Here is a 15,351-nt window from a genome sequence, read left to right on the forward strand (position 1 = left end):
AGGAAAAGCATCCCGGTTGGGATGCTTTTTTTGTGGTCTCAATAGGATTGGTGAGTTTGAGTGCCACCATTAGGACCCTACGTGATTCACTCATCTAACGTCAACTATTTTGAAGTTGTATGGAAAACTTAAGCGTATTTTAGAAGAAGTTGCTATTTGAAATCTAGGAATTTAGTTCATTGGCTGTCGGTATATTGACACTGTCCGGATCCGGGACTGTCGTTACTTGTGTGTTATATACCTGAAATTCTGACGAAAGTAAGTGTTCAATATGTTCGCTTACTCGGTATATCGACAGGGCAGTCATTTGTCCATCAACCATCAAGCTAACATCGACTAAGCGAGCACTACCACTATTTCTAATTTTTAACTGGGCAACTTGAACATGTTCCACGTTATCTTCAATTGCTGTTTTAATTTGTTTTTCAAGGTCTGGATTAGCATAGTCTGTCAGATTCAAAGCACTATCCTGGAATATTTTTCCTCCGGACCAAAGAACAAAGCAACCAATCACGATACTGATAGTTCCGTCCAGCCAAGCCATCTTGAATGATATAGCCACAACTAATGATAATAGTGTACCAGCACTGGTAGCGATGTCCCCCAAACTGTCACGAGATGCGGCCACCAAAGAAGCATTTTGTAAACGGGTGCCGAAATACCGGTTGATAGCAAATACTACAAGCATCAACACGGTTGCAACGGCCGCACCAATCATCGCATAAACATTAGGCGTAGATGCAGAGTGTAGGTGACGCAAGTCGTTGATTCCGGATAAAATAATTTGTAACGCAAAAACGATGATGACAACGCTAGTTACCAGATTGAAAATTGGTTCTAATTTAAATCGTGATAGCTGTAGTGAAAACGGGTCAGATTCAGCCTGACGCGTTTTGGTAGGCATCCCGAGGAAGTCATCGTCATCATCGTCGTTATCAGTCGCGAAGAACGAGCCGACAATCAGTAGCCCAGTAGAAATCACACCAGAAAGGTTGTTTAAAGCATCAGCACGTAGAGCCGCCGAGTGACCAATGCCTGCAAGAATATACTCAACAATGGTGATGGCAACATAGATACAAACGTTGATCCATAGATAGTTACGAGCTGCATTTAGGCTCTTAATAATTTTTTGCTGCCTGCTATTATGTACTTGGACTTCTTTTGCAAAGTGTTTGTTTAGGTTATCCATATAATAAATGCCTTTCCAGTAATAGTGATAACAAGTTTCATTAGCTTGATATCTCGAAAAATATATCACGTTAGTTTTGATGGTGACCGACATTTCAATTTAGTTCGAGGTTTTCAAATCAGTTTAAGAAAATAAAATGTGATGCTCGGATTTGACATTAACGCAGTGCCTGATAGCTGTCAACTTTGTTGTACAAAGAAGATGATAAATTGAATGTCTTGGGTAAGAAAAGGCACTAAGATAAAACATATTTGAATACAGAAAAAGCATCCCGATTGGGATGCTTTATTATGTTTGAGGTTATTCAAGAGCGCCCAATGCCTTAGCAATATCATTTTGTTCGTTAACAAATTGATCGTATTCGGGTGTGTTTAGGTAGTTATTAATACTGATGATGGCATGTGCATCAGGAGCAGCCACTTGGACAAGCTGCAACCATTCATGCCGCACAAAGATGGTGGCGTTTGCGGTATTTTGCAAGCGATTGATCGGCTCAGATGTGATGGCAAACTCATTATGACCAACTCGTCGTAATTTATCATGCAAAATTCTAGCTCCCATTGATGGAGAACCCATCCCTGCTTCTCCCGTTACAATCACGTGGTTGCTTGTAGTAGCTAATTTAACATCATTTGCATTGCGATGGTTACTTTTTGGCGCAATGACAATTAGCCAAACAGCGGTAATGGTAAATGATACCAATGTCGAGGTTAGTATACCAGCGATGACACCCAAATAATTATGCCAACCACTTGGTGTGAGCAGAAGAATGGTGATGATTGATCCTGGCGAGGGATCGGCTCTTAGGCCAACGTGCATCATACTGAAGGTAAATGTTCCTGTTACGCCACCGCATATAACGGATAGTAGCAGTTGAGGGTGTTTCAACACGTACGGAAAATATACTTCGTGGATACCGCCTAAGGCATGAATGATTAGTGCGTTACCCGCAAATTTTCTTGCCCTGTGTTGACCTAACAGAACGAACGCTAAAAGTAAGCCAATACCGGGACCGGGATTAGTCTCTAACAAAAATAGAATTGAGTGACCAGATACCATTGCTTGATTAGTTCCTAATGGATTTAAAATACCGTGATTAATGGCATTATTTAGAAAGAAAACTTTTGCAGGTTCGATAATGACATTCGTAAATGCCAGCAGATGCTTAGCAAACAACCAGTTCGTAGCAGTTGCCAGTGCCTGACTTATCCAAGCGATGGCCGGTGCCAATAAAAAGTAGGCCACTAGACTAGTGAACATTCCAATAATGGCGGCTGAAAAATTGTTGACTAACAGTTCAAAACCCTGGTTAACATGCTTACGTAAGGATGTATCAGTAGTTCGCATCATCCAACCAACTGTTGGTCCAATAATCATAGCTCCAAGAAGAGCTGAATCTTTCATGCCACAAATCAGGCCAATTGTAGCAATTGATGCCACCAGACTACCACGTTGACCGCCTTTGATTCGGCCGCCGGTTGCTGCTAAGAGAATCGGTAGAATATATTGTCCCATTAATGTGGCAATTTGATTCAACTGTGAATTAGGAAACCAGCCAGAGCTACTAAACATTGCCGACAACAGACCCCAAGCAATGAACGCTCCGATGTTTGGCATGACCATATCAGTTAGGATGGTACCGATTGCCATTATTTGTTGTCGAATAGTGCTTAGTTGCTTCATGCCGATCCCCCTTTTTACGGTAATTACTTGAGCTTGGTTAAATGTGGCCGCTCGAAATAGTAGCCCTGTACTATATCCGCAGGGTAATTTGTTGCGACTTTTAAGTCACTTTGTTCTTCAAATCCCTCAATAACTAAAAATGTATTGCTAACGTGCGCTTGTTCCCACCAGAATTGTAGTTGGGGGCTCACACTAGTGACAAAATCGCGTTTGCCTCTAAAATTTTGTAGTGCAAACTTGTATTCCAAGACAACATCGGACATGTGTTCAGCCAACGCCACGGAGTTTGCCCCAGTGCCAACATCATCGAGGCAAACCCATAGCCTTTGTTCCTGAAATAAACTTGCTGCATTGTGTAATTGTTCCGCACTGATCCCATATTCATGCTCCGTCAGTTCCACAATAATTTGAGTGTCAGGACAAATTCGTTGTGCAGCTCCAAGTTCTATAGAATACCGAGGATCGATGAACTGTGGTTGATCGAGATTTAATGACACTAATTGAATGGTGTTAGGTAACGATTTAATCGTTGAAACCAGCAAACTAGCAACGTCTTCTGGTGCAAATTTACCGAAATCTTTTGGAAATTGCCACTGTCCCTCAACAGATTCACGCAAAAATAGTTCATAGCCGATTAGTTCACGTGCAGAGTACTTACCTTGACCTAAAAAACGTAACATATTATCACTCCCCAACGGTGTTCTGCATAATTCGTTAACCGCATTATAGACTAATTTGCACGTAAATACACTACCATAATCAACACACTTATACCTACTATGAATACGATGAATTTGAAAAAAATAATTGCTATTAGGATGAGACTGTCAGGCTTGTTGCTTACGGCTTTAATGATAGATTAAGTAAAAAACCAAGGTACAAAACCTCCTTATTACAGGAAAAGCATCCCATTGGGGATGCTTTATTGGTTTTACGAGTGATGTGTTCGAAGATAGATACTAAGTTAAATAATTCCTAAACCAATCATCGATTGTGCAGTCGCCACAATTGCCTCTTCTGAGGAACGATACTTCCAACCCAACAGCTTTAGCATTACTGGTTTCTGCATAAGTTTCGGCAACGGAGGCGACCATTTTTAACATTGGATTTGCTTTAGCTGCAATTTTAAGCAATGTTGTCGATACCTCTTTTGTTGCAATATTATCCTTATATTTAGGAAAATGTTTACGCAGGATGTCAGCAACGTCATTGTTGTGTCACATTTTTCATTAATATATACCTATTCCAGTATAAAATATGGTGATGTGAAATTAACAGTTAGTTCACAGTTAAAATCTAAAGATGGATTTGTTCATGTAATGATGATTAGAGCGAAACTGTGAATTTCGCCGAAACGTTCTTTTGGTGTTGAGGAAGACTATGATATTAAAATCAACGATGTATCGAACTATATTCAAACGAAGGATATGAAGTACTCGATGTTAAGTTCAGTACGGATAATATTGGCAATGTTGTGAAATATCAATAATTTGATGCTAGACCATGTCTACGATCGGCTAGTAACTGCTATGGGGGTTTCTTTGTAACTTGCGACAACGGCTAAGTTGTGTTAAGCCAATATACAAATGAAGAAAAGAGTTGTTGTAAATTATGGAAGATCCAATTTTAGCAAGACATGCGGTTCGAAGTTTTCAGTCAACAAAGCCAAGTAGTGCAGATATTGATCAATTAATTGCAGCATTTCAAGCGGCACCTTGTGGAATGGGACAAAATGAAATTACTCAAGGCGTGGTCGTGGAAAGTGATGAATTTCTGCAAAAAGTGGAAATGGCCACCAATAATGCCGCATACGGAGCACCGTTAATATTTGTGATTGCTACTAAGGATGGTAGTGAATTTGGTGATAGGAATGCCTCAGTAGCAGCAGAAAATGTTTTAATTGAGGCTACACGTTTAGGATTAGGATCTGTTTATGTGATGAGTGGAGCTATTAGTTTGAGTGAGCATCCTGATTTGGTACAACAATTGGGAATTGATGACGGCTACTCACCAAAAGTTATTGTGCCGATTGGTAAAGCAACTGAAGCTTATACGCCGACAGACAGAAGCCACCGATATAAGTTAATTAGACGATAGAAAAGTTGACCATTAAAAAGATCGTAGTTTTTTTTATTCATAATACTACGATCTTTTTGAATCGGTATAGCCGCGATTCTCTACGCAATTGCAATGATCATCATGTAAAGTGCGAGAGTCATATAAGTTGTTGCGAAGTTTATCGTAGCATAAAAAACCCGTCCCTAACCTCGACAAGTTAGACGGTTCTTTTTAGCAACAGTTAAGCTGACTTGAACAAACTATCGTCCTACATTCTTGCTGTGATGACATTATGACATGTATCACAGTATTTTTTCAGCTAAAAAAACGCAGCTCTTTTACATAGTTTTACGACGATCACTAAATTGTATTTTTACTGCTAAGTAACGTTGTTAGCGGGATTGGGTTCACAAATCACTCATACTAAAATATTTTTGGTTATTTTACTTGCTAAAATGTGGTTAACGAGTTATAGTGTAATAGTAAACTAATACACTAATAAAGGAGGACACGATTGTGGATTTTGATGATAGAATTCCGATTTACTACCAAATTAAACAGTATATTTGCCAAGAAATCATTGTGGGCCACTTTAAACCAGAAGATAAGATTCCGGCCGTTCGCCAACTGGCATTAACACTAACAGTAAATGTTAATACCATTCAGCGCGCATTAGCGGAACTTGTCAATGATGGTATTTTGGAATCAAAACGAGGCCGTGGTAATTTTGTAACTGCGGATTTAAAGAGGTTGAACGAAATGAAGCATAGTATTGTTGAAGAACAATTAGCACTGGTATATGACAGATTGACAGATTTGCAAATCACACCAGAAGAAATGGTTAGAGATTTGACGGATTACATTGATAAGAGAAAGGGTGAAAAGCAAAATGACTGAGCTATTATCAATTGAAAATTTAACATACAGACGTAATCTACGCACAATTTTAACTAATTTATCTTTAACTCTAAACGACAACCAGATTGTTGGGTTACTTGGAGCAAACGGTGCAGGAAAAACAACGTTAATGAGACTGATTGCCGGAAGTGCAGTTAACTATCGAGGATCTATTAGTATAAATGGGAAAAACACGGGCAGTGAACGTAAAAGTATGGTGAGCTTTAGTGCACAGTTAGAGGGCGTTAATGAAAACTTGAAATTGATTAAGATTGCTGATTATTTTAATCATGTTTTTCCTGATTTTGAAATGAATGACTTTGAAAAATTAGCCGCAAATTTGAGCATAGATTTAGATCAGCATTTTATTAGTCTATCAAAGGGTAACCGACAAAAATTTGTGATGGCAATTACGTTAGCGAAACATGCCAAGCTGTATTTGCTTGATGAACCATTTAACGGCATTGACAGCATGAGTCGCAAAAAAATTGTGGCTAGCATTATTGAATGGAAACCGGAGGATGCAACGATTCTGATTAGCGATCACCACGTTACTGATATCGCTAATTTGCTGGATGCAGTGGCGATTGTTAAAGATCATACTGTCGTGACGCAAAAAAGTGCTGATGAAATCAGAGAAGAAAATGGGCAGAGTATTGAAACGTTCTATGAAAGTTTTTATGAAGAGGAGGGGACTAAAAATGACTAGTATGACATCGTTAATTAGTGGATTATTCAGACAAAGAAATCGGAATGTTTATTTAGCGACAGGTATCAGTTTATTGGTATTGCTGGTTACAGCTGGGTATACACTACTTCATGGATTAAGCCTTAGCAATATTGGTGGAGATTATGGCGTGATTATGACGCTCGCAATGATTGCGATGCTGTTTATTCTTGCGGTACAAAATGAGAGAGTATGGACTCATAACAGTTATCGGTTAATCCCGATTAGTGATACGAAGCTGTACATTGGTAATATGATTGCGACAATTTTGAGCTTTATCTATTTTTCTGTTATTCAAATTGTCATTCTGATCATTTGCAATATTGGTAGTTATTCAGTATTTGGTAGCATTAGCAATCATGAACTATTGGTGTTATCGAGTGGTTCACTCATGTTCATTTTATCTTTCACATTTGTTTGGGTATTTATCAGTATGGTTAATTTAATACTGAAATCAATTGCAGCATTTTTACCGGAAATTCGCCAACGGTTATTTCGTGTTTTAATTAGTTTGGGTGTAGTTGTGGTAGTTCTATATATTTTCAACACAATCGAAGGATTCTTTGGTAAATTTGCTTTGCAGTCGCATAGCTTAAATTTTAATGGATCAGCAGATATCAATCTAAGAATCAGTGAAGTATTTGGAGTTGGCACGCTGTACTTTGCAGTAATTATAGTGATTATGTCGTTGATTAATATTTACTTGTTAGAGCATTGGGTAGAAACTAAGACAACAACTAATTAATCAATAAAGAGACTGAAAGTTCCAGCTTTCAGTCTCTTTATTACATATATTTGTCAATTAGTAACATTTTACTGTCAACGTATGTACGTGCTATAGAATCGTGTTATCATATGAATACAATAGTTGAACTAGATAGGTTGCTTTGGGAGGGCTATTTGTATGAAACAGTATGATGAATTAGTAACTGCTGTGAAAAACTATGTGGGGGAAACTAGGCTAAATTCATTTGATCCAGAAAATGTTGAAAAGACGCGTGATTTTTACCAAATGATTAATGCAGCGTTTAGGTATGCGCACGCAACTTCTCATCAGCAACAGACTGATTTCGCTGATGTTTTACGATTAAACCAGGATGCACGTTATGATTTTGTGGCGGAAACCATGGACACCATCAATTCGGGGATGATGATATTAAAGCAGCATCAGGATCGCGAATAGGTACGGTCTGTAATAAAGTAAATATAATACAACAGGCTTGAAAAATAGCCTCGAACTCGATAACATTATGTATGAAAAAGAGAGCAGGTAGGTGCAACTACCTGCTCTCAAACATGAGTGTAGCGATACATTAGGTGAGCTAATCCTTAGGGTTAGCTTTTTTTAGTGGTTTCATCAACATTACCACAGCTTCTGCTACCAAAAAGATTGCTTTAGCTACGTTAAGTAATGCAATTGAAAACAATAAAATCATGGCCGCAACAGCCAATCTACATCTCATTAAAAATGATGAGATTCACACAATTATTACACTAACAGTGGTGATAATGACCGAATTGACTAAAATTATCAATCATAGTATGATTCTTTGTGAAGAATTGGGGTGCCATTGTGCTGAGATTAAACCCACTGAACCTGATACGGTTAACACCGGCGAAGGGATTTCTTTCACCAGATAGAACAATTTGTGTGCAGTTAGTACATATATGTTTTTGATGGCTCCCAATTCTTAAAAAATTGGGAGCTTTTTTGTATAGGAGGATATTATGAAACACACTGTCGCACGTTGGCATATTCGGGATATTATTACTGTTTCGTTGATTGCTGTTTTACTTGGTTGTATTTTTACGTTATCTGATTGGCTATATACCTTGGTATACGGCTTACTATCGGTTGTTGGACTGGGGCCATTTGTCGGTGAAATATTATTTGGTCTCTGGTGTATGGGTGGTAGTATTGCTTTTATGGTGGTGCGATTGCCTGGATCTGCGTTGTATGGTGAGGTTGTCGGTGCCTTGGTTGAAAGTGCGTTTGGTGGTCAATTTGGTGTTGTTGCATTAGTGGCCGGTTTTTTCCAGGGTATTGGGAATGAACTTGGTTTTGCATGCTTCAAATACAAGCGCTTTGATACGAGATCTTTGTTATTAGCAGCGGTGTTATCAACGATTATTACCTTTGCATCAGCGTTATTCATTCACGGATATATCAAGTTAAAGCTATCTATGTTGATTGCACTATTTGTGACAAGACTTGTTTCAAATATCGTCTTTTCCGTTGGATTAGTGAGTTTAATTCATCATATTTTAGAGAAGTCACATGTTTTGAAACACAATGTTGTCAAGAAAGAGGGATAATCAAAATGAATATTTCGTGTAATTTAGATGGATCCGTAGATGTTACCGGCTGTAAGCTTAGTATTTATCCGATGAGTGATCAATTTGTTAGTGTTATCTTGGACGCAGTTAACAAACTTAATCAAAGTGAATTACCAGTGTGGTCAAAGACTGATTTATTTAGTACTACTTACCGTGGCCGTCAAGAAAATGTGGTTAAGGTCGTAAAAAGTGCATGTCAGTTGGCGTATCACGATGATATCCATACTGTCTTTGAATTGACCTTTTCCAAAGGATGCCCTGGGGATGTTGATGCTGATCGTTATTTGAACGAGGAGGTTAAGCCTTTAGATTTACCGGATGAACTCAAAAATTTTCACGTTGACTGCAAATATTCGTTCTATGCATTTGGTGAGGCAGATTACATGCAAGATATTGTACAAATTGTTGATCTGGCAAAGAACGCGGGTTTGAACCCACAAAGTATGCACTATGCGACGTCACTCAGTGGCAGTGTAAATGATCTATTTCAATATTTTAATGACGCACTTTCATATGCTCATGACCATATTCGTCATTACGTCATCGAGGCGACAATTTCAGTTAACAGTCCATCACTTGATGAATAAATTGACGGGCGTCACTATTCTGCTCGCTTAATTTCAGTGCTAAAATAACCATATCATTATCTGTGGGAGAGAAATAAATGTGGTTATATCTGTATGACTTAAAGTTGGCAATCCTCATGTTTCCATTTGCGGCACTGATTTTTACGTTTCCGTTTTTATGGTGGCATTATTACCGGCACGGTGCAATTTCAAGATGGACAATTTTAATGGAGTACAGTTTTGTTTTATACATGATGTGTGCCTATTTTTTGGTCAATTTTCCGCTACCACCAAGAGAATATGTCGCAAAGTTAACAACTGCGACGATGAATTTGATTCCATTTCATTTTGTGTCGGACATCATTAAAAGCAGTCCACTGAAAATCACTGAGCCAAGTACTTATTTAAAAGCGCTAACTAACAGCGCAGTTATTCAACCAATTTTCAACATCTTTTTGACGATGCCGTTTGGAATCTACATGAGATCTTATTTTAAAAAAGGTCTTAAAACCACGATACTATTATCATTTTTACTGTCATTGTTCTTTGAATTAACGCAGCTATCAGGTTTGTATGGCCTTTATCCGCGACCATACCGTTTATTCGACGTTGACGATTTAATGATGAACACGTTGGGTGGTTTTGTTGGATTTTACGTTACAAGGTTTGTAATGAGATGGGTTCCATCGGAGGCCCACTTGAAAGAATCATTACGAATTCGGGCCAAACATGTTTCTTTATTCAGACACGCCACGGCCTTCGGAGTTGATTGGGTATTGCTGTTGTTGATTAGGACAGCCATTACCGTACTATTGCCACAGATTCCAAGATTACTGGGATCGTTATCCCCACTGATTGTATTTGGTGAATGGCTTGTTCTTATGCTTATCCCAGAGTTGTTGTTTAAGCGGACGTTGGGGATGCAGACCGTGCACTTGCAGATTGAATCTAACGGTAGTAGTGGCATCATTCTACGTAACATTTTGGGATATTCAATGTTTGTAGTATTAGTTGCTGAGAAAATATTGCGAAACCTGTTATGGAACAATCCAGCGATGAATCATCAAGTACAAGTGTTGTTTGCTTTTGCCGCAGTGATTTATTTTGGGGTAGTCATTGTGGATTTGTTGGTCGATATTTTTCGACCCAGCCATGAGCTGTTTTTTGAAAAATTAAGTCGAACTAAACTGATTTCAACATTTGATCAATAAACATTAAGGAAAGCAATATGAAAAGTACAATGAAGGCTTTTGTTATTCAGCATTACGGGCAAAAGAAATTAGAACTAATGAAAGTACCGATGCCAGCCGTTGATGACAACGAGGTGCTAGTTGAGATTCGTGCAGCAAGTGTGAATCCAATTGATACGTCAACGCAACGTGGTGGCATGAAATTTTTATTGCACTATGATATGCCGCTGATTCTCGGTAGTGATTTGGCTGGGGTCGTGATTAAAGTTGGTTCATCAGTGACCAATTTTCAGATCGGCGATGAAGTTTTTGGGAGGGTCAATAAAAATAAAATTGGCACATTTGCTGATTATCTGGCCGTTGATCAATCAGACTTGGCGTTGAAACCAATTAATCTAACCTTTGAACAATCCGCTTCAATGCCACTGGTTAGCTTAACAGCTTATCAAATATTGCATGATATGATGAAAATTCAGCCCCATGATCAAGTCTTAATTCAAGGCGGATCTGGTGGGCTGGGAACGGTGGCAATTCAAATCGCCAAAAGGATGGGCGCGCACGTTGCAACCACCACTAGTGCAAAAAATGAAGGGTTGGTAAAATCCCTGGGTGCGGATCAAATCATTGATTATCACCACGAAAATTTTGCTGATAGTCTGCATGATTTTAATTTTGTGATCGATACTAGAGGTGGCAAAACACTGCGTGATGCATTTAAAATCGTACGGCGAGGTGGCCAAATTGTTACAATTAGTGGAATTCCTAATTATAAGTTCGGTAAAACATATGGATTGCCATTATGGAAGCAAATGCTGTTGAGCGTTGCGTCTTTTCGAAATACGGTTTTGGCACATAAAACTAGTGTAAAATTCGATTTTTGGTTTATGAAACCAAGCGGACAACAGTTAATGGTAATCAAACAGTGGGTGGAACATGGCAGTATTGTACCAGTCGTTGATCGAGTATATGGTTTCGGTGATACTCAGCAGGCGCTAGATTATTCTAATACTGGGCATGCCCGCGGTAAGATTGTTATTAGCCATCAAATATAAAACACAGTTGCTCAAATGCAACTGTGTTTTATATTTGATTAGAAAAATAATGCGTAAGATGCAATTACATTGCTGAGTAGGTGCGCAATCATCCCGTATTTCAAATTTTTAGTGATTAGGTAGATTCCAGCCAACACAACGCCTGATAAGAAGCAATCAAGCATTGCAAAATCAAATGTCAGTCCATGTAGTAATGCAAATAACAGTGCACTGGATAGTAGCCCCATTACTTTTGCTAGAGTGGAATTTGAATGAATGAAGTAAGCAAAAAAGATTCCACGATTTAATTGTTCTTCATAAATTGGTCCGATAATGGAAACCACGATAAACATCGGAATTGGAAAAGCCGTCATGACGTTAGCGGTGGCGGTTTGATCAGCTGAGCCGCTTGCTGATGATGAGAAGAACCCTTCAATAAATATCCATAGTGCGATAATAACAATTGTTATTAGTAACTTCCAAATTCGTTCCTTAGTTAATCGTTTGGTGGTGAAAAGCATTGGATTACTCAATTGTAGTCGCCGACTGTAGTATTTTTGCATTAAATAGACGGTTAAGATGCCTAAAAGGGTGCAAAGAATTGCTAATGTAATTTGAATTGTGATGGTTGCTTTGAGGTGTAACACGTAGAACGCCATTAAAATTGGGACAGCCATGATGTTGTGAGCAACTGTTAGTAGGAAAAATTTACCGACCTTGATAATAAATTCCCGGAAACTAGATGATTGATGATTAATTTGCATTATTTATTCCTTATCATATGTATTTTTTACGCTTATTTAGTTTATCAAAGAATAAAATGTCTCACAAATTAACGTGAACTTTTAGTTATTATGTAAAAGAATGTCATACAAGCAAAAAAGAGAACCAACAGAAATTTCTGTTAGTTCCCAATCGTGAGTGCAGTGACACGCAGGTTAGCTAATCCTTGGGTTAGCTTTTTTATTGTTTTCGTCAGCACCACCACGGCCGCGGCTATCAAAAGAATTGCCTTGGTAATGTTAAGCAGTGTAACTGAAGACAGTAAAATTATGACTGCAATGGTCATATACCTACGTCTCATTACCAGATAACGTAATGCTATCCTCACTAGGTCGATGATTAAAGGTAAGGCCTTCAAACATTGTACCTGTGCCCATCATACCAAATTGTAAGGGCTTTATATAGAAGAATTACGATTATTTTATTTTTAAGGCAATGATTGCATGCTATTTATTTGGCGGAGTAGGTTTGATGGAAGTTAATTGAATTGATAGAACGATAGTAATGATACCGACTAAAAAAAGCGAGGCAATTGGCCAGAAAAAGGCAATTACAATGCCTAAAACGTATCCACCATACAAGAAAAGACGGGAAATGAGGTTATTGGAGACATCTCTTTTAATATTGGAATTATCTCTCAAAACTTGTTCGTCCATTAGTTGAAACGAGAAAGACCAAATCAATAATATGCTCAGGTAAACAACTTCAGGAATCGTACCATCCGGATGATTACCGACCCAGGCAGTCGCGAACGGGACGAGAGTTAAACTAAACAACCAGACACCGTTAAACATGAATGTTTTAGTTGAAATGACTTTGGCTTTGTTGAACATGTTATGGTGTGAAAACCAAACAATGTATATCATTGCAAAGCTGATAACATATGACAAAATGACCGGCCACTCACTAAATAGTCCCTGCAAAGATTCAGATTTTGGCGGGTGTAATTCTAGAACCATGATTGTTGCCGCAATTGCAATGACAGCATCCGTGAATGCTTCAAGTCTTGATTTGTTCATGATGTTTTTCCTCGATCCTGTGGTTGATTAATCTTGATTTCATTATAAATGTGAGGCTGAATCATTCATATAACAATGTAGATTTATTAAATATATAAATGTGATATGGGCTATATTATTAATCAGTATAATCATAAAAATATTATATAAACGATTAGGAAAACGTTTGCAAAATTAAAAAAATCAAATTATACTTATGATATTGATAAGAGAGATTAACAGCTGGCCACACGAAACGGAGGAGATTTACATGAAATTCCCTGCACAATCGAAACAGACCAACTTTAAGATGTACAAGAAAGGCAAGATTTGGTTATTTAGTGCTGTCATCATGTTCACTGGTGCGTTAGTAACAACAGCTAATGCATCTGCCGATGAAAGTACGGAACCAGTAGTAACTGAAAATGTTACTAGTGCTGTACCAGATAGTGGTAATAGTGTTACTCTACCAACTTCAGTTAACACACCAGTTAGTGATTCTACAGGTGTTACTTCTTCAACTGAGTCAGCTTCCAGTACTGCATCAGTTGAAAACACTCAAGATTTGTCTAATGCTTCTAGTACGACAATTAGCAGTTCCACCGCAAACTCATCGGTAACGCCTGAATCAGAATCAGTAGCCAAAACTGAGGCTACATCAGTAGCACCCGCCGCGATTGCTTCGACGGCAAGTCAGGTGAGTGACGCAGTTACTAGTGGGAATACGGGCTTTGCTGGTAGTTCGACACCAACCAGTTCAGCTACAACAACGGTTCAGTCGGTAGCCACAACTGCCACAACTGATACAGAAGCCACAAAAGCTGCAACCGAAAACGCCGTTCAAACAACCACAGATAGTATTTATACAGATCAAAAATTAGTGGATTTAGGAATTAATATTCAGAATATAGAAGCCAACAACGCGATTGGAATTGCTTCACAGTTTCACATCTTCTCTAATCATGTGCATTTAATTGCCGATACAAATGGTAATATTGCTGCCAAAAATTTAAAGGCGGGTAGTACCGACTTTGGTACTCGTCATTACAAAGGAGATCTATTTTACATTCAGAATTTGGATGGTGACGTAGCCCAAAATTCATTTAGAGCTGATTCTAGTTTAGTATATTTAGGCAATAGCATTGATGCTACAGTTGTTGATGGTAAGGTTACTATCAATGATGTAACGCTTGATAATGTGACGGCAGATCAAGTTTATCAGGATGCAGAAGGTAATATGTATATTGATTTCGATGAGTATTTTGATAAACTTCGTCAGTTAGCTGATCAGTACTATGAAGAAGCAACAAGCGAAGGGATTAACATTGATGTTGAGGACCAAAACAATCGAACAATAGATGTTACTGACGCGGTTAATTCTGCAAAAGAGGATGGTACAAAATATATTTACGCTAATATTCCGCTGGAATTATTGATGCAAGCAAATCCAATTACGGTGACTGGGCTTAGTTCTGAAGGTCCTACTTTAATCATTAATGTAACAGGAATTGAGGATTTTGCCGCAACACGAGCTTCTGATGTTGCTCATATTAAGACTCAAATAAAACTAGTTGTGGATGGAGAGACACTAGGGGCTGCTGAACGTACTGACTTTTCAAAATCAGTTGTTTTATGGAACTTTGGTCATGAGCATTTAGACTATGACTTTGAAGTTACCAGCGGTTACTTTATCGGTTCTGTCCTTGCCCCTAACGCTGAATTGACAGCTGATGTAAACATGGATGGCAACTTAGTAGCTGATACGGTGACGATTCGTAGTGGTGAATCACACAGATTCGATTTGCAAACCCCTGTTGAAACAGAAGTTGTGGATCCAGAAGAGCCGGTAGATCCAGAAGAGCCGGTAGATCCGGAAGAACCGGTAGATCCAG

Annotated in this window: 17 protein-coding genes and 1 riboswitch; of the genes, 10 read left to right on the top strand and 7 right to left on the bottom strand. The window is 38.5% G+C overall.

The genetic code is table 11. The features are described from left to right. Positions 1-163 precede the first annotated feature (163 nt). The 3 genes from FD16_RS09840 to FD16_RS09850 all read right to left on the bottom strand — a co-directional run bounded on the left by FD16_RS09840 (position 164) and on the right by FD16_RS09850 (position 3,552). Positions 164-1,189 carry a cation diffusion facilitator family transporter gene (locus FD16_RS09840; RefSeq protein WP_010622619.1) on the bottom strand — a complete coding sequence of 342 codons (1,026 nt, stop codon included), beginning with the start codon at positions 1,187-1,189 and terminating at the stop codon, positions 164-166. A gap of 300 nt (positions 1,190-1,489) precedes the next feature. Continuing rightward, complete coding sequence (locus tag FD16_RS09845; RefSeq protein ID WP_010622620.1) at positions 1,490-2,872, bottom strand: PTS transporter subunit EIIC; 1,383 nt, start codon at positions 2,870-2,872, stop codon at positions 1,490-1,492. A 23-nt stretch (positions 2,873-2,895) separates the two neighbouring features. After that, a complete protein-coding gene (locus FD16_RS09850) occupies positions 2,896-3,552 on the bottom strand; it encodes an EAL domain-containing protein (RefSeq protein ID WP_010622621.1) in 657 nt (218 codons plus the stop codon). Positions 3,553-4,483: 931 nt separating this feature from the next. Between FD16_RS09850 and FD16_RS09855 the strand changes: the two genes are divergently transcribed. From FD16_RS09855 to FD16_RS09875, 5 genes are all read left to right on the top strand, one after another. Then, positions 4,484-4,969 carry a nitroreductase family protein gene (locus FD16_RS09855; RefSeq protein WP_010622622.1) on the top strand — a complete coding sequence of 162 codons (486 nt, stop codon included), beginning with the start codon at positions 4,484-4,486 and terminating at the stop codon, positions 4,967-4,969. A gap of 477 nt (positions 4,970-5,446) precedes the next feature. Further along, positions 5,447-5,827 carry a GntR family transcriptional regulator gene (locus FD16_RS09860; protein ID WP_010622623.1) on the top strand — a complete coding sequence of 127 codons (381 nt, stop codon included), beginning with the start codon at positions 5,447-5,449 and terminating at the stop codon, positions 5,825-5,827. Then, complete coding sequence (locus tag FD16_RS09865) at positions 5,820-6,536, top strand: ATP-binding cassette domain-containing protein (RefSeq protein ID WP_010622624.1); 717 nt, start codon at positions 5,820-5,822, stop codon at positions 6,534-6,536. The genes FD16_RS09860 and FD16_RS09865 overlap by 8 nt, the downstream gene beginning before the upstream one ends. Further along, the gene (locus FD16_RS09870; RefSeq protein WP_010622625.1) at positions 6,529-7,299 is read left to right on the top strand and encodes a hypothetical protein; all 771 of its coding nucleotides are present in this window, start codon (positions 6,529-6,531) and stop codon (positions 7,297-7,299) included. The genes FD16_RS09865 and FD16_RS09870 overlap by 8 nt, the downstream gene beginning before the upstream one ends. A 159-nt stretch (positions 7,300-7,458) precedes the next feature. Next, positions 7,459-7,737 (top strand): hypothetical protein, encoded by a 279-nt coding sequence (locus FD16_RS09875; RefSeq protein ID WP_010622626.1) that lies wholly within the window; start codon positions 7,459-7,461, stop codon positions 7,735-7,737. A gap of 139 nt (positions 7,738-7,876) precedes the next feature. On the opposite strand, the gene FD16_RS13255 is transcribed toward FD16_RS09875, so the two are convergent. Then, positions 7,877-8,005, bottom strand: a complete 129-nt coding sequence (locus FD16_RS13255) for a hypothetical protein (RefSeq protein ID WP_268869689.1) — start codon at positions 8,003-8,005, stop codon at positions 7,877-7,879. A 100-nt stretch (positions 8,006-8,105) separates the two neighbouring features. Beyond that, positions 8,106-8,195, top strand: a riboswitch (TPP riboswitch). Positions 8,196-8,282: 87 nt separating this feature from the next. Between FD16_RS13255 and FD16_RS09880 the strand changes: the two genes are divergently transcribed. The 4 genes from FD16_RS09880 to FD16_RS09895 all read left to right on the top strand — a co-directional run bounded on the left by FD16_RS09880 (position 8,283) and on the right by FD16_RS09895 (position 11,699). Further along, positions 8,283-8,870, top strand: a complete 588-nt coding sequence (locus tag FD16_RS09880) for an ECF transporter S component (RefSeq protein WP_010622628.1) — start codon at positions 8,283-8,285, stop codon at positions 8,868-8,870. 5 nt (positions 8,871-8,875) lie between these two features. Continuing rightward, positions 8,876-9,478, top strand: coding sequence for a YkoF family thiamine/hydroxymethylpyrimidine-binding protein (locus FD16_RS09885; protein ID WP_010622629.1), 603 nt, complete (start codon positions 8,876-8,878; stop codon positions 9,476-9,478). A gap of 77 nt (positions 9,479-9,555) precedes the next feature. Next, positions 9,556-10,668 (top strand): VanZ family protein, encoded by a 1,113-nt coding sequence (locus FD16_RS09890; protein ID WP_010622630.1) that lies wholly within the window; start codon positions 9,556-9,558, stop codon positions 10,666-10,668. A gap of 17 nt (positions 10,669-10,685) precedes the next feature. Then, positions 10,686-11,699 (top strand): NADP-dependent oxidoreductase, encoded by a 1,014-nt coding sequence (locus tag FD16_RS09895; protein WP_010622631.1) that lies wholly within the window; start codon positions 10,686-10,688, stop codon positions 11,697-11,699. 38 nt (positions 11,700-11,737) lie between these two features. Here FD16_RS09895 and FD16_RS09900 read toward each other — a convergent pair whose 3' ends face one another. From FD16_RS09900 to FD16_RS09905, 3 genes are all read right to left on the bottom strand, one after another. Further along, a complete protein-coding gene (locus FD16_RS09900; RefSeq protein WP_010622632.1) occupies positions 11,738-12,442 on the bottom strand; it encodes a CPBP family intramembrane glutamic endopeptidase in 705 nt (234 codons plus the stop codon). A 140-nt stretch (positions 12,443-12,582) separates the two neighbouring features. Then, on the bottom strand, positions 12,583-12,747 hold the full coding sequence (locus FD16_RS12805; RefSeq protein ID WP_155804377.1) for a hypothetical protein: 165 nt from the start codon (positions 12,745-12,747) through the stop codon (positions 12,583-12,585). A gap of 160 nt (positions 12,748-12,907) precedes the next feature. Further along, complete coding sequence (locus tag FD16_RS09905; RefSeq protein WP_010622633.1) at positions 12,908-13,480, bottom strand: TMEM175 family protein; 573 nt, start codon at positions 13,478-13,480, stop codon at positions 12,908-12,910. A gap of 250 nt (positions 13,481-13,730) precedes the next feature. Here FD16_RS09905 and FD16_RS09910 point away from each other — a divergent pair. Then, the coding region (locus FD16_RS09910) for a KxYKxGKxW signal peptide domain-containing protein (protein ID WP_169788240.1) at positions 13,731-15,351 on the top strand (1,621 nt) is incomplete at its 3' end.

It is taken from the genome of Paucilactobacillus suebicus DSM 5007 = KCTC 3549 (assembly GCF_001434475.1).
Taxonomy (GTDB): domain Bacteria; phylum Bacillota; class Bacilli; order Lactobacillales; family Lactobacillaceae; genus Paucilactobacillus; species Paucilactobacillus suebicus.